Source organism: Photobacterium sp. WH77, assembly GCF_022014395.1.
In the GTDB taxonomy this organism is placed as follows: Bacteria; Pseudomonadota; Gammaproteobacteria; order Enterobacterales; family Vibrionaceae; genus Photobacterium; species Photobacterium arenosum.
Genome location: NZ_JAKLTE010000001.1, coordinates 40,371 through 63,048, shown reverse-complemented (window position 1 = coordinate 63,048; position 22,678 = coordinate 40,371). Strand labels below are relative to the sequence as shown.

At 54.8% G+C, this 22,678-nt stretch carries 17 protein-coding genes and 1 riboswitch; of the genes, 9 read left to right on the top strand and 8 right to left on the bottom strand.

What is annotated here, in order from left to right; genetic code table 11:
* Positions 1 to 88 precede the first annotated feature (88 nt).
* The 7 genes from L6J37_RS21280 to L6J37_RS00260 form a co-directional block, all read right to left on the bottom strand.
* Complete coding sequence (locus L6J37_RS21280) at positions 89 to 220, bottom strand: hypothetical protein (protein ID WP_269093314.1); 132 nt, start codon at positions 218 to 220, stop codon at positions 89 to 91.
* Positions 221 to 415: 195 nt separating this feature from the next.
* Complete coding sequence (gene ilvN, locus L6J37_RS00285; protein WP_027251784.1) at positions 416 to 910, bottom strand: acetolactate synthase small subunit; 495 nt, start codon at positions 908 to 910, stop codon at positions 416 to 418.
* Positions 910 to 2,628 (bottom strand): acetolactate synthase 3 large subunit, encoded by a 1,719-nt coding sequence (locus tag L6J37_RS00280; protein ID WP_192015433.1) that lies wholly within the window; start codon positions 2,626 to 2,628, stop codon positions 910 to 912. Before L6J37_RS00280 ends, ilvN begins: the two co-directional genes overlap by 1 nt.
* A gap of 602 nt (positions 2,629 to 3,230) precedes the next feature.
* The gene (locus tag L6J37_RS00275; protein WP_237793743.1) at positions 3,231 to 5,051 is read right to left on the bottom strand and encodes an AMP-dependent synthetase/ligase; all 1,821 of its coding nucleotides are present in this window, start codon (positions 5,049 to 5,051) and stop codon (positions 3,231 to 3,233) included.
* 245 nt (positions 5,052 to 5,296) lie between these two features.
* Entirely contained in the window at positions 5,297 to 6,253 is a 957-nt protein-coding gene (gene leuO, locus L6J37_RS00270) for a transcriptional regulator LeuO (protein ID WP_192015431.1), read from the bottom strand.
* A 320-nt stretch (positions 6,254 to 6,573) separates the two neighbouring features.
* On the bottom strand, positions 6,574 to 7,686 hold the full coding sequence (locus tag L6J37_RS00265) for an MJ1255/VC2487 family glycosyltransferase (protein ID WP_218383554.1): 1,113 nt from the start codon (positions 7,684 to 7,686) through the stop codon (positions 6,574 to 6,576).
* Positions 7,683 to 8,198, bottom strand: coding sequence for a phosphatase PAP2 family protein (locus tag L6J37_RS00260; protein WP_192015429.1), 516 nt, complete (start codon positions 8,196 to 8,198; stop codon positions 7,683 to 7,685). The genes L6J37_RS00265 and L6J37_RS00260 overlap by 4 nt, the downstream gene beginning before the upstream one ends.
* A 451-nt stretch (positions 8,199 to 8,649) precedes the next feature.
* Here L6J37_RS00260 and leuA point away from each other — a divergent pair, with 451 nt between their 5' ends.
* The 8 genes from leuA to thiQ all read left to right on the top strand — a co-directional run bounded on the left by leuA (position 8,650) and on the right by thiQ (position 17,976).
* Positions 8,650 to 10,200, top strand: coding sequence for a 2-isopropylmalate synthase (leuA, locus tag L6J37_RS00255; RefSeq protein WP_218383556.1), 1,551 nt, complete (start codon positions 8,650 to 8,652; stop codon positions 10,198 to 10,200).
* Positions 10,201 to 10,202: 2 nt separating this feature from the next.
* Positions 10,203 to 11,294 (top strand): 3-isopropylmalate dehydrogenase, encoded by a 1,092-nt coding sequence (leuB, locus tag L6J37_RS00250; RefSeq protein ID WP_237793742.1) that lies wholly within the window; start codon positions 10,203 to 10,205, stop codon positions 11,292 to 11,294.
* Between the two features lie 26 nt (positions 11,295 to 11,320).
* The gene (leuC, locus tag L6J37_RS00245; RefSeq protein ID WP_237793741.1) at positions 11,321 to 12,760 is read left to right on the top strand and encodes a 3-isopropylmalate dehydratase large subunit; all 1,440 of its coding nucleotides are present in this window, start codon (positions 11,321 to 11,323) and stop codon (positions 12,758 to 12,760) included.
* 17 nt (positions 12,761 to 12,777) lie between these two features.
* Complete coding sequence (gene leuD / locus L6J37_RS00240) at positions 12,778 to 13,380, top strand: 3-isopropylmalate dehydratase small subunit (protein WP_237793740.1); 603 nt, start codon at positions 12,778 to 12,780, stop codon at positions 13,378 to 13,380.
* 151 nt (positions 13,381 to 13,531) lie between these two features.
* Positions 13,532 to 14,311: a DUF547 domain-containing protein gene (locus tag L6J37_RS00235; RefSeq protein WP_442956996.1), complete on the top strand. Its 780-nt coding sequence runs from the start codon at positions 13,532 to 13,534 to the stop codon at positions 14,309 to 14,311.
* Positions 14,312 to 14,400: 89 nt separating this feature from the next.
* Positions 14,401 to 14,503: riboswitch (TPP riboswitch) on the top strand.
* A 116-nt stretch (positions 14,504 to 14,619) separates the two neighbouring features.
* Positions 14,620 to 15,606 (top strand): thiamine ABC transporter substrate binding subunit, encoded by a 987-nt coding sequence (gene thiB / locus L6J37_RS00230; protein ID WP_192015425.1) that lies wholly within the window; start codon positions 14,620 to 14,622, stop codon positions 15,604 to 15,606.
* A 27-nt stretch (positions 15,607 to 15,633) separates the two neighbouring features.
* Positions 15,634 to 17,247, top strand: a complete 1,614-nt coding sequence (gene thiP / locus L6J37_RS00225) for a thiamine/thiamine pyrophosphate ABC transporter permease ThiP (RefSeq protein ID WP_442956990.1) — start codon at positions 15,634 to 15,636, stop codon at positions 17,245 to 17,247.
* 3 nt (positions 17,248 to 17,250) lie between these two features.
* The gene (gene thiQ, locus L6J37_RS00220) at positions 17,251 to 17,976 is read left to right on the top strand and encodes a thiamine ABC transporter ATP-binding protein (RefSeq protein WP_237793738.1); all 726 of its coding nucleotides are present in this window, start codon (positions 17,251 to 17,253) and stop codon (positions 17,974 to 17,976) included.
* Between the two features lie 37 nt (positions 17,977 to 18,013).
* Here thiQ and L6J37_RS00215 read toward each other — a convergent pair whose 3' ends face one another.
* Entirely contained in the window at positions 18,014 to 19,390 is a 1,377-nt protein-coding gene (locus L6J37_RS00215) for a PhoH family protein (protein WP_192015423.1), read from the bottom strand.
* A 288-nt stretch (positions 19,391 to 19,678) separates the two neighbouring features.
* Between L6J37_RS00215 and rapA the strand changes: the two genes are divergently transcribed.
* Positions 19,679 to 22,594: an RNA polymerase-associated protein RapA gene (gene rapA / locus L6J37_RS00210; RefSeq protein WP_218383560.1), complete on the top strand. Its 2,916-nt coding sequence runs from the start codon at positions 19,679 to 19,681 to the stop codon at positions 22,592 to 22,594.
* Positions 22,595 to 22,678: the final 84 nt, after the last annotated feature.

Here is a 22,678-nt window from a genome sequence, read left to right as displayed (position 1 = left end):
CTGCATATAGCAAGGCGCATAGAAAACGGGAGCTTCGGCTCCCGTTTTGTTTATCTGCCCGACTGTTTCGCGTTACCCGGCAAAAGGTTCACCAGCCAAAGATTTCCTTGTGATGCGTATTCAGTAACAAGACAGCCAGCAGGAAATACAAGGCACTGACGTGAAAGCCGAGCCAACACAGCAACAATGCCATACAACGAACTAAAACGGTATTGAACATCGACCTGCCCTCCACGCATGCTGTCTGCCAAATTGAAAACATCTGAAATCCAATGGCACAGCCACACGGTCAACCGAAAATGTCTCCGCACTCCTTATTAGACTTTAGTCTAATGTCGACAAAAAAGGCCACTACGAAAAAGCCCGCCAGGTATTGCCTGGCGGGCTTGAAAAGGAAGGTATTTTGCTGGAAGGATCAGGCTTTCAGTGAACGCTCACCGCGGGCAATGCCGACCACGCCGCTGCGGGCAACTTCAATGATTTCAGTCGCTTCGCTGACCGCGTCCAAAAACGCATCCAGTTTGTCACTGGTGCCGGCCAGCTGAACGGTATAAATCTGGCTGGTAACATCCACAATCTGACCACGGAAAATATCTGATGTCCGCTTCACTTCGGCACGGGCATAACCGCTGGCTTTAACTTTCACCAGCATCAGTTCACGCTCAACATGTTCAGAGTCGGTCACATTACTGACTTTCAGAATATCGATCAGCTTGTGCAAGTGCTTCTCGATCTGCTCCAGCGCCGCATCTTCCACACTGGTGGTGATGTTCAGCCGCGACAACGTCGGGTCATCCGTCGGTGCCACAGTCAAAGATTCAATGTTGTAACCACGCTGGGAGAACAGCCCCACCACGCGTGAAAGTGCACCTGGTTCGTTTTCTAATAATACTGATACAATCCTGCGCATTAGGTTCTCTCCGTTTTACTCAGCCACATTTCACTCATGGATCCGCCTCGGATCAGCATTGGGTAAACGTGCTCTGTTTCATCCACGCTGATATCGACAAAGACTAACTTATCTTTCATTGCTAAAGCGCGTTCCAGCTCACTTTCCAGCTTCGCCGGATCCGAAATTCGGATACCGACATGGCCATAAGCTTCTGCAATAGCGGCAAAATCAGGCACTGAATCCATGTAGGAGTGCGAGTGGCGGCCCTGATAAATCATGTCCTGCCATTGTTTTACCATGCCCAGAAAACGGTTATTCAGGTTAATGATTTTCACCGGAATGTCGTACTGGAGGGCGGTCGACAATTCCTGGATATTCATCTGAATACTGCCGTCACCGGTCACGCAGAGAACTTCCGCATCAGGAAAGGCGAACTTCACGCCCATCGCCGCCGGCAGGCCAAAGCCCATGGTGCCCAGACCACCGGAGTTTAACCAGCGCCGCGGCTTGTCGAACGGATAATACAGGGCCGCAAACATCTGGTGCTGACCCACATCCGATGCCACGTAAGCATCGCCATTGGTTAATTTATAAACCGTTTCAATGACTTGCTGAGGCTTGATGCGATCACTGTCAGTTTGGTAGCTCAGACACTTGCGTGCCCGCCAGGATTCTATTTCGCTCCACCATTCATCCATCGCGGCTTTATCGTTGCTGTCCTGCTGCTCTTCCAGCAGTTTCAGCATGCTGTTGAGCACCGCATCTGCCGAGCCGACGATCGGAATGTCGGCTTTAACTGTCTTCGAAATCGACGACGGGTCGATATCAATATGCATGATGGTGGCGTTCGGACAGTATTTTTCCAGATTATTGGTGGTACGGTCATCAAACCGGACGCCGATACCAAAAATCAGATCAGCATTGTGCATGGTCATATTCGCTTCATAGGTACCATGCATACCCAGCATACCCACGCTGTTATGGTGCGTGCCGGGGAAAGCGCCCAGCCCCATCAGGGTACTGACCACAGGAATATTCAGGCTTTCTGCCAGTGCCAGCACTTGCTGCTCACTGTTCGACATGATGACACCGCCACCCACGTACAGCACCGGCTTCTTAGCGGCCAGCAAGGCTTTCACGCCACGCTTGATCTGACCTTTGTGGCCCTGCAGGGTGGGATTGTACGAGCGCATGCTGATCGCTTCCGGGTACTGGTACGGATAGGCTTTTGACGGATCCAGCATGTCTTTGGGGATATCAACAACCACAGGTCCGGGACGGCCGCTGGCTGCGATGTAAAAGGCTTTTTTGATGATGGCCGGAATATCTTCTGTTCGCTGCACCAGAAAACTGTGTTTAACAACCGGACGGGAAATACCGACCATGTCGCATTCCTGGAAAGCATCGTTACCAATCAGGTGGCTCATAACCTGACCGGACAGTACCACCATAGGGATTGAATCCATATACGCGGTGGCAATACCTGTGATGGCGTTGGTTGCACCCGGACCGGATGTCACCAGTACAACGCCGACGTCACCCGTAGCGCGGGCATAGCCGTCAGCCATGTGAACAGCTGCTTGCTCATGGCGCACTAATACGTGCTCGATGTCGCTCTTTTCATGCAGCGCATCATAAATATCCAGAACAGAACCGCCAGGGTAACCGAAGATATGCTTCACGCCTTGGTCGATCATCGAACGGACGATCATATCAGCGCCGGACAACATTTCCATATTCTTGTCTCCAGGTTGCGTATACCTGCATCTGTACCGGAGCATCTGACCTTGTGTGCCAGGTATAATGGCGAGCTGGGGCTGTCTTTCTGTGCCGCAGCAGCAGAAGGGCAGTCATACCGGGTTACGCCAGCATACCGAACGGGTTTGCTTAACATTCGTCGCCGTCAGCAAGACAGCGGTAGGGAGCAGACCAACAGTGTCAGTGGTACAGACGGGTATAACATAGTTAGGGCTTATCTTTAGCCTAAAGAAATCCAGTGTGTTTTCGTACTATGTGACTGCCAATGGACATTCCCACCAGCAGTAACCCAGTCGCCACCTTAACGTTTTTTAACCGCTGGCGTCCATTCCCCATAGCTATTTCATGGTTATTTTCTGTACTGACTATAAATAACCTTATTAACGGCCAGAGAATAAACACAGAGCGGGATAATGAACCAAAATCACACTAAAAAATCAGCATATACACCCATCACTATCCGTTACAAAGCAGGAATGCTGACAGAAAATCATGAAAAAGGCAGGCGAGAGTATGACAGGTAAGACAACGGCCTGCCGGCAGGCCGCTGGTTGCGGAAAAGATTTCGGACTGTAGCCGCTTAACGCTTCGGTGGCTCCTGGCGCGGGTTCTCGTGATACATGGCTTCAATCTGCTGATGATAGCGCTGAAGGATCACCTTGCGGCGCAGCTTCTGCGTCGGTGTCAGCTCTCCATCATTCATAGAGAATGCCTTGGGCAGTAACGTAAACTTTTTCACCTGCTCAAACTTGGCGAGATCTTTTTGCAACTCGGCAATGCGTTTCTCGACCATGGCCATAATCTGGCTGTGCCTGAGCAGCTCCAGACGGTTGTGATACTTGATATTCAACTCGCGGGCGTGATTTTCCAGGGTGTCGAAGCAAGGCACCACCAGGGCAGAAACAAACTTGCGGGCATCGGCAATCACCGCGATTTGCTCGATCATCGTATCCTTGCCGATCGCGCCTTCAATCACCTGAGGTGCAATATACTTACCGCCTGAGGTTTTCATCAGCTCCTTAATCCGGTCGGTGATGAAAAGATTCCCCTGTGCATCGAATTCGCCGGCATCACCGGTTTTCAGGAAACCGTCCGGGGTAAAGTTCGCGGCGGTTTCTTCCGCCAGCTTGTAGTACCCGCGCATCACCATGGGCCCGCGCACCAGAATTTCACTGTTCTCACCGATTTTCACTTCCGCACCTGGCATCAGGGTGCCAATCGAATCGGCGTTAAAACCCATATCGTCCCAGCAGGAGACGGTGGCCGTGGTTTCCGTCATCCCATAGCCCAGCTTGACGTTGATGCCTATGGCATGAAAGAAACGTCCGATACAGGCATCCAGCTTGGCGCCGCCGCAAGGCATGAACTTAATGCGTCCGCCCAGCACATCACGCAGCTTTGACAGCACCAGCTTATCAGCCGCTTTATGGGCAATGTTTAACCAGGCCGCCGGCCGGCGGTTCTGCTGCCGGCATGCCGCCATACGGTGACCAATGGCCAGCGCGGCGTGAAACAGCGCCCGGCGGTGAACAGGCGCTTTGGCCACTTTGGCCTGCACCGCACCGTAAATTTTCTCGTAAACACGCGGCACCGCTGACATCACATTCGGACGCACTTCCACCAGCGCCTCACGCACGGCATTGGTATCGGTCAGATAACAGTTGATACCACCGCGGTGCAACACATAGAAGCTCCAGGCGCGTTCGAACACATGGGACAATGGCAGGAAACACAAAGAGACATCCCCTTCACTCAGGGCCAGTCTCTGATCATGGCCTTGCAGCTGCGCAGCAATATTGGCGTAATCCAGCATCACCCCTTTGGGCGTACCTGTGGTGCCTGAGGTGTAGATCAGCGTCAGCAAATCATCCATCCGGCAATCTGCCAAACGGGCCTGCAGCACCTCTTCATCCCCGCTTCTACCCTGGGCGACAAACTGCTGGTAATCACACACCAAAGCATGATCGGTATGGTCACTGTGCCCATCCATCAGCACGATACGTTCCAGCTGCGGGCACTCTGCCGCTATCTGCAATACCGCATCCAGTTGGGCGGCTTCGCCCACGAACAGTACCTTGATGTCGGAGTTATTGATGATATAAGCCGCTTGCTGAGCGGTACTGGTCGGATAAATCGGCACCGTCACCCCGCGCAGGTACAAGGTCGACAGATCGGCGACCGTCCAGCGGGCCATGTTGGGCGAAAAAATCCCGACTTTATCCTGAACGCCGATGCCCTGAGCCAGCAACGCCAGTGAGAGCTGGTGAATCTGCTCACCCAGCGTCTGCCAGCTGATGTCCCGCCACTGGCCATCATGATGATAGCGAAGCGCGATACAGCTCCCCAAACGGGCGATCTGGTGCTGAATACGGTGAACTATGTGGTAGTCAAGTTGTGACATAAACGGCTCTGTCATGAAATTAGCTTACAGCTGTTCGCTGAAGGAGCGGAGAGTCTACTGATCGGACATCAAAAGGCAACAGAGATCATCAGAGTGACAGGCAGAATGCTGCATGGCTCTCACTCCTTAAGATGGCATAAAACAATTCGGCGACAATCCGCACTCAATTCCTGAGCCCGAAAAAAAGAAACGGCTGTTTCCCCGAAGAGAAATAGCCGTATTCAACACATTAGACGTTGCGATATTTAGCAGGTGACTTGATCACAGATAGCCAGTAGCTGGTCGCGCAGCCACTGGTGGCCCTTATCTTTTTGCGATGAGTCATGCCAGCTCAGATAACCGCTGATGGTTTTACCTTCAAACGGCAGTGTCATCAGCTGGAGCGACAAGGTATCCGCCATGGATTGCGCCAGCCATTTTGGCATCACGGCAATCAGATCGGACTGGCCGACCACGTACATCATATTGCTCAGGCTACCGCCCTGATAGGCGGCGTGACAGCCCGGCGCCTGATGGTATACGGCCTCTGCAAACCCTCGCGCTCCCTGCACTGGCTGAAGCACAGCATGCTTTTCAGCTACGAACTCGCCGGCACTCAGCGTCCCCTGAATGCGCGGGTGGTTACCGGCGGCGACCACCACCAGCTCGTCTTTAAACAATTCAGTAGACGTGAAGCCCTGATCATCGAAACGAAGATAATCGATAACGAAATCCAGTTCCTGATAGCGCAGTTTTTGCACCATGTCACTTTCAATACCCGCTTCCAGCGCCACCTGTGCCTTGGGGGCCAGATCGCCCAGCTGACGCAGAATATGGGGGGCGAAACGGATATCCAGCGGATTACACACCGCCAGGCGGAACAAGCGGTTCGATGTTTCCGGCAGGAAAGTCGAAGACGGCAGTTCATTTTTAATAAGCTGTAGCGCCTGACGCACGGGACCAAATAATTGCTTGGCTCTGGTGGTAGGCTGGATTCCCCTTCCATGGCGAATGAACAGCTCATCGTCAAAGGTCGTTTTCAGTCGCGCGACGGCATTACTCACCGCTGGCTGAGACATACCCAGGTTATGTGCTGCTCGGGTGATGTTCTGCTCCTGCATCACCGCATCGAATACTGTCAGCAAATTCAGATCTACATTCCGCAGGCTCAAGCCCATGGAGAGATTTTCTGCTGCTTGGAAAGACATACCTCTACGCGCCATTTCTGACCTCTTCTGCGAATAATCCGGAGAGTCTTGCTCCCGCTAACCAGGGCACAACACCCTCATATACCCATTAGAAAATTAGGGGTAATCAGTATTATTCAAAAGAATGATGACACCAATACCCTGAGAGCTCCCAACCTGGTTCTAACAGTATGATATGGGTCGATATTGAACGATAGTCCAAACAAAAACAAGCAGATAAATTCGTTATAAAAATATCTAAAAAGATATAAAACAATATGACTAGAAATGAATTTCAAGCACTTAGAAGGAAGTCAGACTCCTGACGTGCCAGCCACGTCAGGAAGAGGAGGTGATCAATAAGTCCCGGTGATTAATGATCGCTTACTGGAGATCCCGGCCTCTGAGCCGAAATCCGCCACGGTTTCAAGAACAGGCTCCGGAAAGCTGACAGGTTCCCAGAGTGACTGACACAGCGCCTCCACTGATGGACGGTTTTCTTCCTGTAGCCAGCGGGCAACGGCCAGCGCCACATCCGGCCAGATAACCTGTCCCGGCGAATGGCTGTCGAGCCAGTTGCGTATCGCGGCCGCATCCAGCGAATGCATACCAACCGCCAGCCCCATCAGCTCCAGCGTTGCCACATTGCTCAGTTGCTCATACTGGCCTTGCAGCGGTTTGAGCAACAATTTCTTGCCCAATGCGATAGCTTCTGACGGCAGCTCAAAACCTCCATTAGCGATGACGCCGTCACACACGGCTAACCGCTGATGAAAGCCAGTCCTGCTCAGCGCGCAGACATGGACATTGTCTTGCTGATAGCTCTGGCGCACAGCGGGGTGATAACAATAAAAGGTCACCGCTGAAAAACGGGACAGCATCTCCAGCACCTTATCCAGCCCTTCAAACGGCAGGTATACCAGCACTGACCCGTCAGATTGCGCCGGGGAATCAGTTTGCTGAGGCACAATCGGTGGCAGGATCGGAGCGCCGAAATGGTACCAGTGCAGGCCCAGTTGTTGATCCGTCGGTGCAAAATAACGGATCAGCTTTCTGTCCAGCCAGCTTTCTCCTTCTTTCGGCACATCATACAAAAACGCGCTCTGGTGACTGAGCCCCAGACTGGGGATCCCTTGCCGGCGAGCGGCCCAGGCAGACACTGGCTCAAAATCATTGAGCACCAGATCATAACCGGACAGATCCATGGCCTTAACCTCCCGCCAGAAATCCAGCAACGAATTCTGCCTGAAGGTTTGCCATTGGTTCACCTTGCCGCGCTCTGTGATAAAAGTCAGCCCGCGGGAGGTGTGATAATCGCCGAAGCACTCCATATCAAAATAGTGTTCAGCCTGGCGGCCGGAGAAATGGAAATCGACGGTCACGCCAAGCTGGGAAAAGGCTCTGGCCATTTCCCTGGCCCGGGAAATATGGCCGTTACCGGTTCCTTGTACGCCGTAAAGTATCTTCATATCGCCCCCTTGACGACATCAAAGCACATCATGCCCAGCAAAGCGCCCGCCACAATGTCGGTAATGAAATGCACACCCAGCAGCACACGGGAGAATCCGATCAGTATCGCCCAGGGCCAGACCAGCCAGGCTGCTGCCGGGTAAAAGGTAGAAATTAACGACGCCATCAGAAAAGCAGCGGCGGTGTGTCCGGATGGCAGGCTGTATTTGTCAGAAGGTTGAATAAAACTGGGTAGCTGCGCCGGACGATCTCGTTTGAAGGTGTTTTTCAACAGCAGGTAGACAGGCAATTCCAACAGAAATGCCAGTAATCCCAAGCCTAATACCTGCCCGCCCTGTTGCCGGTCAAATACCCAGGCCAGCAAGCCGAACAGTAAGTATAAAGGCCCGTCCCCGGAACGGGAGACCATCCGGCTCAGTGTCGCCACCGGCTGATTAAAGCGGTGACACAGACATAAACTGGAAAAGGCGTAATCAAAGCGCTGGATAGGTACCAATACAGTCACTGCCATAGCACTATTCTCCTCTTAACCTGTGCAGCCAGATTAAGAAGCAGATATGACATGCGGGTGACGATTTCGAGGAGGGATAATGACAATCGCCGTCTTTGCGCTACCGGATGGTGCCGGCCACTGTTGCGCTATCGCCAAAAGGAGTCAGACGCCTCCGCTCTCCTATCGAAAATGCATAAAGATACAATTATCGCTTGACGCTAGTCTGTACAATTTGATATTCCTTTGGTCAACAACACAGCGGATCAAAAAAACAATGCAAACACAATTCACCCTTCTCCTCAGCCTACTCCTTCTCGTGACCAGTCGCGTGGGTAGCTGATGGGTGAAATTCACCGCTAAAAATTCAGATTAACCCGCGCCCAAGCGCGGGTTTTTCGTATAAAGGCCCGGCGTACAGGACGCGACCCAGCCATCATAGACAGGCAGGCCAACTAAAAAGGAAGCAATCATGAACGATCAGGTCATTATATTCGACACCACCTTGCGCGACGGCGAACAGGCCCTGTCCGCGAGCTTAACCGTGAAAGAGAAGCTGCAGATTGCCTACGCACTGGAGCGTCTGGGTGTAGATATCATTGAAGCTGGCTTCCCGGTGTCCTCGCCGGGCGATTTTGAGTCGGTGCAGACCATCGCCAGGCACATCAAGAACAGCCGCGTCTGTGCCTTGTCCCGTGCCGTGGCGAACGACATTGATGTCGCTGCCGAATCGTTAAAAGTTGCCGAAGCCTTCCGAATCCACACTTTCATCTCCACCTCCACCATCCATGTTCAGGACAAACTGCGCCGCAGCTACGATGATGTTATCGACATGGCGGTGGCTGCCGTTACCCGTGCCCGCAAGTACACGGACGATGTGGAGTTTTCCTGCGAAGATGCCGGCCGTACCCCGATAGATAATCTGTGCCGCATGGTCGAAGCCGCCATCAAGGCCGGTGCGACCACAGTTAACATCCCCGATACCGTAGGCTACACCCTGCCCAGCGAATTTGGCGGCATTATCAGTCAGCTGTTTAACCGGGTGCCAAACATAGACAAAGCAGTCATTTCGGTGCACTGCCACGATGATTTGGGCATGTCGGTCGCCAACTCCATGGCCGCCATTCAGGCCGGTGCCCGCCAGGTGGAGGGAACGATTAACGGGATTGGCGAACGTGCCGGCAACTGTGCGCTGGAAGAGATCGCCATGATCATCAAAACCCGCGCCGAGCTGCTGGGTGTCAGCACCAATATCAAACACGAAGAAATTTCCCGCACCAGCAAGATGGTCAGCCAGCTGTGCAACATGCCGATTCAGTCCAATAAAGCCATTGTCGGTGCCAATGCCTTCAGCCACTCGTCGGGTATCCACCAGGACGGCGTACTGAAGAACAAGAACACGTACGAGATCATGACACCGGAATCAATCGGCCTGAAGAACCAGGCGCTGAACCTGACCAGCCGATCCGGCCGCGCGGCCGTCAAGAGCCACATGGACAGCATGGGTTACAACGATAACGAGTACAACCTGGACACCCTGTACGCCGACTTCCTGAAGCTGGCCGACCGCAAAGGCCAGGTGTTCGATTACGATCTGGAAGCTCTGATGTACTTCGCCAACATGCGCGAGGAAGACGATTACTTCAAGCTGAACTACCTGAGCGTGCAATCGGGCAGCGTCATGGCCACCACCAGCATTAAGCTGCAGTGCGGTGACGAAGAAAAATGTGAAGCGGCAGTCGGTAATGGTCCGGTGGATGCGCTGTACCAGTGTATCTACCGCTTAACCGGCTATGAGATCGCCCTGGATAAGTTTGACCTGACCGCCAAAGGCGAAGGGGAAGACGGCCTGGGTCAGGCGGATATCATTGCCAATTACAAAGGCCGTAAATACCACGGTACCGGTCTGGCAACCGACATTGTTGAAGCATCCGGACAGGCTCTGCTGCATGTGATCAACAGCATTCACCGCGCCGAGCAAATTGCAGAAATTAAACAGAAAACAAAAATGGAGACAGTATAACCATGGCAGGTCAACGCTATAAAATTACCGTGTTATCCGGCGACGGGATTGGTCCGGAAGTCATGCGTCAGGCACACAAAGTGCTGGACGCCATTGAAGCCCGTTTTGGCTTCACCCTAGACCGTGAAGAATATGATGTGGGTGGTATTGCCATCGACAATCACGGCTCGCCGTTACCGGACCACACTCTGAAAGGCTGTGAAGCTGCCGATGCAGTGCTGTTCGGCTCGGTGGGCGGCCCGAAATGGGAACACCTGCCCGCCAATGAACAACCGGAACGCGGTGCGCTGTTGCCGTTGCGTAAACACTTTCAGCTGTTCTGTAACCTGCGACCAGCGCAGATCCACAATGGTCTGGAAGCCTTTTCTCCATTGCGTGCCGACATCTCCGAGCGTGGTTTTGACATAGTAGTGGTGCGTGAGCTGACCGGCGGCATCTACTTCGGTCAGCCAAAAGGCCGCGAAGGGGAAGGCGCGATGGAAAAGGCCTATGATACCGAGATCTATCATCGCTATGAAATCGAGCGTATCGCCCGTATCGCCTTTGAATCTGCCCGTCTGCGCCGCAAGAAAGTCTGCTCCATCGACAAAGCCAACGTGCTGCAAAGCTCTATCCTGTGGCGCGAAGTGGTGGAAGGGATCGCCAAAGATTACCCGGATGTCGAACTGAGCCACATGTATATAGACAACGCCACCATGCAGCTGATCAAAGATCCGTCGCAGTTTGACGTCATGCTGTGTTCCAACATCTTCGGTGACATTATTTCCGACGAATGCGCCATGATCACCGGCTCTATGGGCATGCTGCCTTCGGCCAGCCTGAACCAGGACAAGTTCGGCATGTATGAGCCGGCAGGCGGTTCAGCGCCGGATATCGCCGGTAAAAACATCGCCAACCCGGTGGCACAAATCCTGTCGGCGGCCCTGATGCTGCGCTACAGTCTGGAACAAGAAGAAGCGGCACGCGCCATTGAGCAAGCCGTCTCCCAGGCACTGGAAGCCGGTGAGCTGACCGCCGATCTGGCCGGCAGCCGCCCAGCCCTGTCTACCGACGCCATGGGCGATAAAATCGCCGCCTACATCCGCCAGGCGTAAGCCGAACGACGAGGAGCAAACGAGCAATGTCAAACACAACACACACAGCCAAAACGCTGTACGAAAAAGTCTATGATGCCCACGTCGTGGTGGCCGCCGAAGGTGAAAACCCGATCCTGTATATCGACCGCCACCTGGTGCACGAAGTCACTTCGCCGCAGGCCTTTGACGGTTTGCGTGAAAAAGGCCGTCAGGTTCGCCAGACCGGCAAGACCTTCGCCACTATGGACCACAACGTCTCGACGCAGACCAAAGACATCAATGCATCGGGTGAGATGGCCCGTATCCAGATGGAAACCCTGGCTAAGAACTGTAAAGATTTTGGCGTCACCCTGTATGATCTGAACCATAAATATCAGGGCATAGTCCATGTCATGGGGCCTGAGCTGGGTATTACCCTGCCGGGCATGACTATCGTGTGTGGCGATTCCCACACCGCCACCCATGGGGCGTTCGGCGCGCTGGCCTTCGGTATCGGTACGTCTGAGGTTGAGCACGTTCTGGCCACCCAGACCCTGAAACAAGCCCGCGCCAAAACCATGAAAATTGAAGTCAGAGGCAAAGTGGCCCCTGGCATCACAGCCAAAGACATCATTCTGGCGATCATCGGCAAAACCACAGCCGCCGGCGGTACCGGCTATGTAGTGGAATTCTGTGGCGAAGCTATCACGGATCTGAGCATGGAAGGCCGGATGACGGTCTGTAACATGGCGATTGAGCTGGGTGCCAAAGCGGGCCTGATCGCACCGGATCAGACCACCTTTGATTACATCCAGGGCCGTAACTTTGCCCCGACCGGCGCCGACTTTGAAGCTGCCGTTGCATACTGGCAGACAATGAAATCCGATCCCGATGCACAGTTCGACCATGTGGTGACCCTGGATGCCAAAGACATCAAACCACAGGTCACCTGGGGCACCAACCCGGGTCAGGTAATTGCCATTGATGAGCCGATTCCGGCACCAGACAGCTTCAGCGATGCCGTTGAGCGCTCTTCTGCCGCCAAAGCACTGGCTTACATGGGTCTGGAAGCGGGTAAAAAACTGGCGGATTTCCCGATTGATAAAGTCTTCATCGGTTCTTGCACCAACTCACGTATTGAAGATATGCGAGCGGCCGCCGCTGTCGCCAAAGGCCGCAAAGTGGCTCCTAATGTTCAGGCGCTGGTGGTTCCCGGTTCTGAGCAGGTCAAAGCGCAGGCCGAGCAGGAAGGACTGGACAAGATCTTCATCGAAGCCGGTTTTGAATGGCGACTGCCTGGCTGCTCTATGTGTCTGGCGATGAACAACGACCGCTTAGGTCCGGGTGAGCGCTGCGCTTCGACCAGTAACCGTAACTTTGAAGGCCGTCAGGGCCGCGATGGCCGCACCCATCTGGTCAGCCCGGCGATGGCCGCCGCCGCTGCCTGTGCCGGCCACTTCGTCGACATCCGCGAGCTGGACAAAGCCACCGTCGCCACCGCCTAATTTAAGAGGGAACAACCATGGCAGGAATCAAACAACATACAGGACTGGTGGTGCCGCTGGATGCCGCGAACGTCGACACTGACGCCATCATTCCAAAGCAGTTTTTGCAGAAAGTAAACCGTACCGGTTTCGGTAAGCACCTGTTTCACGACTGGCGCTTTCTTGATGACGCCGGCGAACAGCCTAATCCTGAGTTCGTTCTGAACCACCCGCGCTATCAGGGTGCCAGTATCCTGCTGGCCCGTGAAAACTTCGGCTGTGGTTCATCACGCGAGCACGCGCCCTGGGCGCTGGCTGACTACGGTATCAACATCATCATTGCGCCGAGCTTTGCCGATATTTTCTATGGCAACGCGATCAACAATCAGATGGTACCTGTGCGCCTGACAGATGCCGAAGTTGATGAGATCTTCCTGTTTGTCGACGCCAACCAGAGCGCCGAAGTGACAGTAGATCTGGTAAGCATGACGGTCAGCGCCAACGGCAAGTCCTACAGCTTCGAGATTGACGAGTTCCGCCGCCACTGCCTGCTGAACGGTCTGGACAACATCGGCCTGACCCTGCAGCACGAAGATAAAATCGCTGAATATGAAAGTAAGATCCCGGCCTTTCTGGCCTGATCTATACTGTCATTGCTGACTGGCTCAGACACCCTGCTCCGGCAGGGTGTTTTGTTAAGCGCCTGCACCGGAAAGAAACACCCCCTTGCTTCGGTCTGTTGAATATCAATCTTTTTACAGAGGTGTTCACATGTATCCGCTACGCCAAACCCTGACCGTCTTGCTCCTGATGACATTGCTCAGCCTGTCTTCAGCGGCACTGGCCGCCCCCAAAGCCGATCTCTGGCCTTTGTGGCAAGCCAGCAACCCCAGCAATACCGCAAAAATTGACCACACTCTCTGGCAGGGCCTGCTCAACGACTATCTGCTGGTCGCCCCCAAACAGACCCGCTTTCGTTATGCCGCTGTCAGCCAGCAGGATAAAGCGGCTCTGGCACGCTATCTGAGTGAACTCACCGCGCTGGATCCGCGCCGCTACAACCGCAATGAACAATTTGCCTACTGGGTAAATTTGTATAACGCTCTGACCGTCAGAGTGATTCTGGACAACTATCCGGTCAGCTCGATCACCAAACTCGGCGGCATATTCAACTTCGGCCCCTGGGATGAAAAACTGATCACTATCCGCGGACAAAAACTGTCGCTCAATGATATTGAACACAGGATCCTGCGCCCTATCTGGCAGGACGAGCGTATTCACTATGTGGTGAACTGTGCCAGCTTGGGCTGCCCGGATCTGCTCCCTGAGGTCATGCAGGCCGATAAGCTGAACGAGCAGCTGGATGAAGCTGCCAAGCGCTTTATCAACAGCGAAAAAGGGGTTGATGTGCGCGGCCAGAGTGTCCGTCTGTCGTCAATTTATGACTGGTATCAGAGTGATTTCGGTACTCTGGCTGAACTGCAAAAGCATCTGAACACTTACCTCAACCGGCCGGTGACGCTGGTATCGCCCAGTTACGATTACGACTGGCGGCTCAATGAGATCAAATAGCCTCGCCTGACAATTTAACTTGCAGCTCAGGAATCACAGCCAGCCGCAATTGTGGCTGGCAACCTGTGTCGGCCGCGTTTACAATGAGAGCCGTTCTCATGGGGAGCCTTAGGGCTGAGATCGTACAGCGTACGGGACCCATTGAACCTGAACCAGATCATGCTGGCGGAGGAATTGAGAAAAACTGAGAGACAAGAAAGCACACCTTTATCCCCGGTTCGTGCCTTTCCGGAAACCTTCCCTCTCACTCAACCCCGCGCCTTGAAGAAATCGGAATTCCCTGTCTTACAGGAACTCAGGAGCGCTTTGTGAAACACCTACTGTTAACCTTACCCCTGCTGGCTGCCGCCACGTCTGCCGCCGCCGCTCAACCGACCTTGACGGTTTACACCTACAGCTCTTTTACCGCGGATTGGGGACCGGGTCCGGCCATCGAAACCGCGTTTGAGAAAGAGTGCGGCTGCGATCTGCAGTTTGTCGCCCTGGACGATGGTGTATCCATCCTCAACCGTGTCCGTCTGGAAGGCAAAAGCAGCAAAGCCGACCTGCTGTTAGGGCTGGATAACAACCTGATGACGGAAGCCAAAAAAACCGGGCTGCTGACCACTCACCAGGTGGATACCGCGGCGGTCACTATTCCGGGCGGCTGGCAAGATGACACCTTTGTCCCTTTCGATTACGGTTACTTCGCTTTCATTTATGACAGCAAGAAACTGAATAACCCGCCAGACAGCCTGAAAGCGCTGGTTGAGCGCGACGATCTGACGATGATTTACCAGGATCCCCGCACCTCAACGCCGGGACAGGGTCTGATGCTGTGGGTGAAATCTGTCTATGGTGACCAAGCCGCCACTGCCTGGCAGCAACTGGCGAAAAAAACCGTGACTGTGACCAAAGGCTGGTCAGAGGCTTACAGCATGTTCCTCAACGGCGAAGCCGATCTGGTGCTCTCTTACACCACATCACCGGCCTACCACCTGATTGCCGAACAAGAAGACAAGTACAAAGCCGCCAACTTCAGCGAAGGCCACTATATGCAGGTGGAAGTTGCCGCTAAGCTCAAAAACAGCCGCAACAGTGAGCTGGCCGAGCAGTTTCTTAACTTCATCCTGACGCCGGGCTTCCAGTCACACATTCCAACGGGCAACTGGATGTATCCGGTCACCGGCCAGGAGCTGCCTGAAGGGTTCAGCAGCCTGACCTTGCCTGCCAAGTCGTTGGAATTTTCCGCCGATGAAGTTGCGAAAGAGCGTAAAAGCTGGATTCGCGAGTGGCAGACGGCCCTGACCCAGTAATGCAACTGTAGTGCAATAGGACAGCTCTTGTTACTCTCCCGTTCCAGCCTGCCCGGCCTGTTAAGCGCCGGGCTGATACTGCTTGTGGTCGGCGGGGCGCTCAGCGCGCTGCTGAGTCAGGCCACCGAACTGCAACCGCTCAGCTTGTGGCAGGATCCTTACCTGCGTCATGTCACGGTCTTCAGCTTTAAACAGGCCCTGTTATCAACTCTGCTCAGTGTGATTCCGGCAATCCCTGTTGCTTACGCCCTGTCCCGGCGGCGTTTTCCGGGCCGGACTGTATTACTCAGGTTGTTTGCCATGACGGTGGTGCTGCCGGTACTGGTGGCGGTGTTTGGTTTGCTGGCTATCTATGGCAACAGCGGTTTGCTGGCACAAGCACTGGCAAGGCTGGACATGACCCTGCCGTTCAGCATCTACGGTCTGAACGGCATTCTGCTCGCTCATGTCTTTCTCAACCTGCCGCTGGCGAGCCGGTTGCTGTTGCAAAGCCTGGAAAGTATTCCGGCCGAACAGCATCAGCTTGCGGCCCACCTGGGCATGAAAGGCTGGCCACTGTTCCGGCTGGTTGCCTGGCCGCGGCTGCGTCAGCAACTGCCTCAGATCGCCGGGCTGGTGTTCATGCTGTGCTTTACCAGCTTTGCGGTGATTATGTCGCTGGGCGGCGGCCCGAAAGCCACCACGATAGAGCTGGCGATCTATCAGGCGCTGAGATACGACTTTGATTTAGCCGCTGGTGCCATGCTGGCGTTATGGCAGATGCTGCTGTGTTGCTCGCTGGTGCTGCTCGGCCAGCGCTTTGCCAGACCGCTGTCCACGCTCAGCGGCCGGGTTCGCCAGGGGCATCCGAATTATCTCGACAGTCGCACAGCAAGGATATGGGACGGATGCTGGATTGGCTTAGTACTGCTGCTGGTACTGCCGCCTATGCTGGCAGTACTGAGCGCCGGGCTCAATGACCAGCTGCCACAGCTGCTGAGCACCCCCGCCCTGTGGCAGGCGATTAGCCATTCATTGCAAATCGCGCTGCTGGCCTGCCTGCTGGCACTGATCAGCGGTATCGCCATACTCTGTGCCAGCCGTTACTGGCGGCTGCAGCGCTACCGCCTCTCTGCCGACGGGCTGGAGCTGATCGGTACCATTATTCTGGTCACACCCGGGCTGGTGATCAGCACAGGTCTGTTTCTGCTGCTGCGCGAATTCACCGACGTCTTTGCCTCGGCCTTCTGGGTGGTAGTGGCCGTCAATGCCCTGATGGCACTGCCTTATGTCATCAAAACCCTGAGCCAGCCGATGTTGCATCTCGCGCAGCAATACAACCCGCTGTGCCAGAGTTTGGGCATGCGCGGCCTGTCGCGCCTGTATCTGGTGGAATGGCGGGCACTGCGCAAACCTATGGCCCAGGCGATGGCGATCAGCTTCGTGTTGTCGCTGGGCGATCTGGGTGCCATTGCGCTGTTCGGCAGCCAGGATTTTCAGACCCTGCCCCTGTACCTGTTCCAGCTGATGGACAGCTATCAGATGGATGCTGCCGCCGTTGCCGCCCTGCTGCTGCTCTTGCTCAGCCTGGGTATTTTCACTGTGGTGGAAAGCCTGTTATTGTCCCGACATCCCTCGTCTGACCGCACTGCTAACGGATAACTTATGATCTCACCTATGCTCTCTTTATCTCAACTGAGCCATTGCTACCGTCACCATAATCAGGAGTCTATGCAGCTCAGCTTTGATTTGTCGGTCGCGCAGGGAGATATTCTGGCAGTGATCGGCCCCAGCGGGGCGGGCAAAAGTACCCTGCTGGCGATGATCGCCGGTTTTCTCAAGCCGGACAGCGGCGAACTGAGGATCAATGGTGAAGTGATCGACAGGCAGAATCCGGCCGAGCGGCCGCTGTCGATCCTGTTTCAGGATCACAACCTGTTTCCGCATCTGAGCGTGTTTGACAATATTGCTCTGGGTATCCATCCCGGGCTGCGCCTCAGCGCCGCTGATCAGGCTCAGGTCAAAGATGCGGCAGCGCGGGTCGGCATCGCTCATTATCTGGATCGCCTGCCTGAGCAGCTGTCCGGCGGCCAGAAACAGCGGGTGGCCGTGGCACGCTGCCTGGTCAGACACCGCCCTCTGCTGTTGCTCGATGAGCCGTTTTCCGCACTGGATCCGGCGCTGCGGCAGGAAATGCTGGATCTGATCGCCAGTCTGGCCAAGGAAGCCGGGATCACTGTGCTGATGATCACCCACAGTCCGGACGATGCGCTGAAGATTGCCGATCAGTGTGCCTTTGTCGAGCAGGGTGAAATCCGGGTATGCGGCCCCACCCAGCAAGTGCTGGGGGAGCCGGAAGATGAAAGATTAAGGAAGTACCTCGGGCGATGAATGCTTAAGATCCGCTCAGCGGATCCCGCCCAGTGAATTACAGATTTTCTTCAGCAAATTCCGCCAGACGGCTGCGCACCACACCATTGAGGTAAATGTTGGCGCTGCCCTCGAAATTCTTAAATCGTTCAACGATATAGGTTAAGCCTGATGTCACAGGCGACAGGTAAGTGGAATCGATCTGCGCCAGATTACCGGAACAGACCAGCTTAGTGCCCTCACCACAGCGGGTGATGATGGTCTTGATTTGCGACGCGGTCAGGTTCTGACACTCATCCAGCAACACGAAAGCGTTCTGGATAGAGCGGCCGCGCATAAAGTTAATCGATTTGAACTGGATATTGGCTTTTTCGAAGATATATTTCATCGAACCGTCAGTGCAGACATCGTGCTTATGCAAGGCCTCCATGGTGTCTGTCACTGCCGCCAGCCAGGGCATCATTTTCTCTTCTTCCGTGCCCGGCAGGAAACCGATAGATTCAGCAATGTCCGGGGTATTGCGGGTGACAATGATCTTGTCGTACATGCCTTTTTCTATCACCAGCTCCAGTGCGGCGGCCATCGCGAGGATCGTTTTACCACACCCGGCCGGGCCGGTCAGGATCACCAGATCGATATCAGGATCGAGCAGCGCGTCCATCGCCATTCCCTGATAAATGTTCTTCGGATGAATACCCCATGCCTGGCGGTGCATCAGGCGCTCATGCCCCAGATCTTTCAGGGTGACCATTTCCCCGTCCAGACTCTGAATCCGGGCAGCGAAATCGGTATCTTCATCAATCAGGTACTGGTTGACGAAAGGCGAATCAAACAGCTCTTGCGGCAGCGTATGCAAGGTCGAACGGCCGCGTTTTTCAGAATGGCACTCACCCACACGCTCCCAGAAACTGGCCGGATAGCGGTGGAACCCTTTGGTCAGCAGGCTGACATCATCAATCAGCTGATCTGACCGGTAATCGTCGACGTAAAACACCCCGGCGCCTTTGGCACGCAGGCGCATATTGATGTCTTTAGTGATCAGCACCACCTTGCGCGGCGCATAATGATTCTGGAGGTAGAGCACCCCATTGAGAATACGGTTGTCACCGGCCTTGTCGGCAAAGGCATGCACAGTTTCGTGGATTTCGTAATCGGCGAAAATCGCGATACGGCCTTTGTGATCACCTTGCTCAGTCAGGGGGATCCCGGCTGAGATTTGTTCCGGCGTGGCATCGTGGAAGATATCTTCGAGGGCGCGGATAGCAACACGGGCATCGCGGGCAACGTCGCGTTTGCTGTCTTTGATCCGGTCGAGTTCTTCCAGGACCGTCATGGGAATCACTACGTCGTGCTCTTTGAAAGAGTAGATGGCGAGGGGTTCATGTAACAGGATGTTGGTATCAAGTACAAAGACTTTCCTATCAGCATCGTCCATAGACGTCTCCTTGTTCACCTGAAATAGCCATTGGCAAATGGCTATCATTAATAAGCCTAAACCCGCTTTTCATTAATGACCGCAAAAAATGAAAATATTGTGACAATTTTCTCACTTGATGGGTCCATCACTTAGCCCGTGACCTGGCTCCCATCATGCAGTACCATTAGCCCCCTTTTTTGCCGGCGCCATTTGTGGCTTACACTTAATTTCAGTGTAGTTGATTTATTCATCGTCGCCGGGATCCAATTCTCCTTGATTTCAAATATTTAGAAGGTTTTTTCCACTATGCCATTTGCTTTGGGTCAACGCTGGATCAGTGACACGGAAAGTGATTTAGGGTTAGGAACTGTGGTCGCCATGGATGCGCGTACTGTCACCCTTATGTTTGCCGCCAGCGAAGAGAATCGCGTGTATGCCCGCCATGATGCCCCTGTCACCCGCGTGATGTTCAACGCCGGTGATGTGACTGAGAGTCAGGAAGGCTGGTCGCTCAGGGTCGAGCAAGTGGAAGAACAACAAGGGGTGCTGACCTATGTCGGCACCCGTACCGATACCGGGGAAGAAAATGTATCGTTGCGCGAAATCTTCCTCAGCAACCAGATTCGTTTTAACAAGCCACAGGACAAGCTGTTCGCCGGTCAGATTGACCGTATGGACCGTTTCGCCCTGCGCTACCGTGCCCTGAAAAACCAGCACCAGCAGCACAAGAGCCCGCTGCGCGGCTTGTGCGGGATGCGTGCCGGCCTGATCCCGCACCAGCTGTTCATCGCCCATGAAGTGGGCCGCCGTTTTGCCCCCCGTGTCCTGCTGGCCGACGAAGTGGGCCTGGGTAAAACCATTGAAGCCGGAATGATCATCCACCAGCAGGTGCTGGCGGGACGCGCTGAGCGTATTCTGATCCTGGTGCCGGAAACCCTGCAGCATCAGTGGCTGGTTGAGATGATGCGCCGCTTCAACCTGTATTTTTCTATCTTCGATGAAGAGCGCTGTGTCGAGGCCATTGCCGATGCGGCCAATCCGTTTGATACCGCGCAATACGTGCTGTGCTCACTGGATTTTCTGCGCAAGAGCCGCCGCCGTTTCGAACAGGCGCTGGACGCCGACTGGGATCTGCTGGTAGTCGATGAAGCCCACCACCTGGTGTGGAGTGAAGAGGCGCCAAGCCGTGAGTACCAGGTGGTGGAAGCCCTGGCCGAGAAAACCCCGGGCTGCCTGCTGCTGACGGCCACGCCGGATCAGCTGGGCCATCAGAGCCACTTCGCCCGCCTGCGCCTGCTCGACCCGGATCGCTTCTACGACTACGATGCCTTTCTCGATGAAGAGCGCCAGTACGCCCCGGTCGCCGATGCCGTGTCAGACCTGCTGGCTGGCAAAAAACTGGACGACGACAGCCGCGCGACACTGATCAATCTGCTGCCAGAGCAGGACATTGCCCCGCTGCTGGACACACTGACCACGCAGGGCGACGAACACGCCCAGCATGCCGCGCGACAGGAGCTGGTCGACAACCTGATGGACCGCCACGGTACCGGTCGCGTGCTGTTCCGTAACACCCGTGCAGCGGTGCAGGGCTTTCCTCAGCGTCACCTCAATCTGTACCCGCTGGCGATGCCGTCTCAGTACAGCACGGCCATGCGTGTCGCCGGCATGATGATGGGGAAAATCAGCGAAGAAGAAAAAGTGCTCAAGCTGCTGTACCCGGAAGATATTTATCAGGAATTTGAAGGCGAATCGGCCACCTGGTGGAACTTCGACCCGCGGGTGAGCTGGCTGCTGGATTTCCTCAAAGCCAACCGCAATGAAAAAGTGCTGGTGATCTGCTCCCGCGCGCAAACCGCGCTCAATCTGGAGCAGGCACTGCGCGAAAAAGAAGGCATCCGGGCCACTGTGTTCCACGAAGGCATGTCAATTCTCGACCGCGACAAAGCGGCTGCTTACTTCGCTCAGACAGAAGACGGCGCGCAGGTGCTGCTGTGCTCGGAAATCGGCTCTGAAGGCCGCAATTTCCAGTTTGCCAACCAGCTGGTAATGTTCGACCTGCCAAACAACCCGGATCTGCTGGAACAGCGTATCGGCCGTCTGGACCGCATCGGCCAGCAAAGGGATATCGAGATCCATGTGCCGCACCTGCAGGGCACCTCGCAAGCGCTGCTGGCGCACTGGTATAACGAGGGCCTCAATGCCTTTGAAGAAACCTGCCCGACAGGCCGTGCTGTGTATGAAGCCATTCAGCCGCAGTTGATCACTCTGCTGGCCAGTGAAAACCATAGCGCTGAGGCGCTGGACTCGCTGATTGCCGACAGCGCCCGCATGCACACTGAGCTGAAGAGCAAAATGGAACAGGGCCGCGACCGTCTGCTGGAGATCCATTCCAACGGTGGCGATGCCGCCCGTGAGCTGGTCGAGCAGATTGCCGCCAAAGACGGCGATACCAATCTGGTGACCTTCGCGCTGGGGCTGTTTGACACTGTGGGCCTCAATCAGGATGACAGAGGCGAAAATGCCCTGGTTATCACCCCGTCTGAGCACATGCTGGTATCGAGTTTCCCGGGTTTGCCGCAGGATGGCTGCACCATTACCTTTGACCGTGATACCGCGCTGTCGCGTGAAGACATGCACTTTATCAGCTGGGAACACCCTATGATTCAGGGCGGGATTGATCTGCTGCTGTCGGAAGGTGTCGGCACCACTGCGGTGTCTTTGCTCAAGAACAAGGCACTGCCCGCCGGCACACTGTTGCTGGAGCTGGTGTACGTGGTCGATGCCCAGGCACCGAAACAATCCGGCATCGGCCGCTTCCTGCCGCACACGCCTATCCGTATCCTGCTGGATGCCAAAGGCAATAATCTGTCGGATAAAGTCGAGTTCGAAGGCTTCAACCGCCAGCTGAGTCCGGTCAACCGTCATCTGGGCAGCAAACTGGTGAATTCGGTCCAGAGAGACATCCATGCCCTGATTGCCGCTGGCGATCAGCTGATCGAACCTGAGCTGGCCAAAGTACGCCAGGCCGCGCAACAGGATATGGAAAACACCTTAGGCGCCGAGCTGGCCCGTCTGCAGGCCCTGAAGTCCGTCAACCCTAACATCCGGGACGATGAGCTGGAGTTGCTGCAAAGCCAGATTCAGGATCTGACCGCTTACATCAGCAAAGCCCAGATTCAGCTCGATTCGCTGCGTGTCATCGCCGTCAGCCATAACTGATACGGCAATATCCGGGCGGTAGGTACTCCCTGCCGCCCTGTGTTACCATTTCGCCGCTGCCTGTGCGTACAACCTGAGATAGCC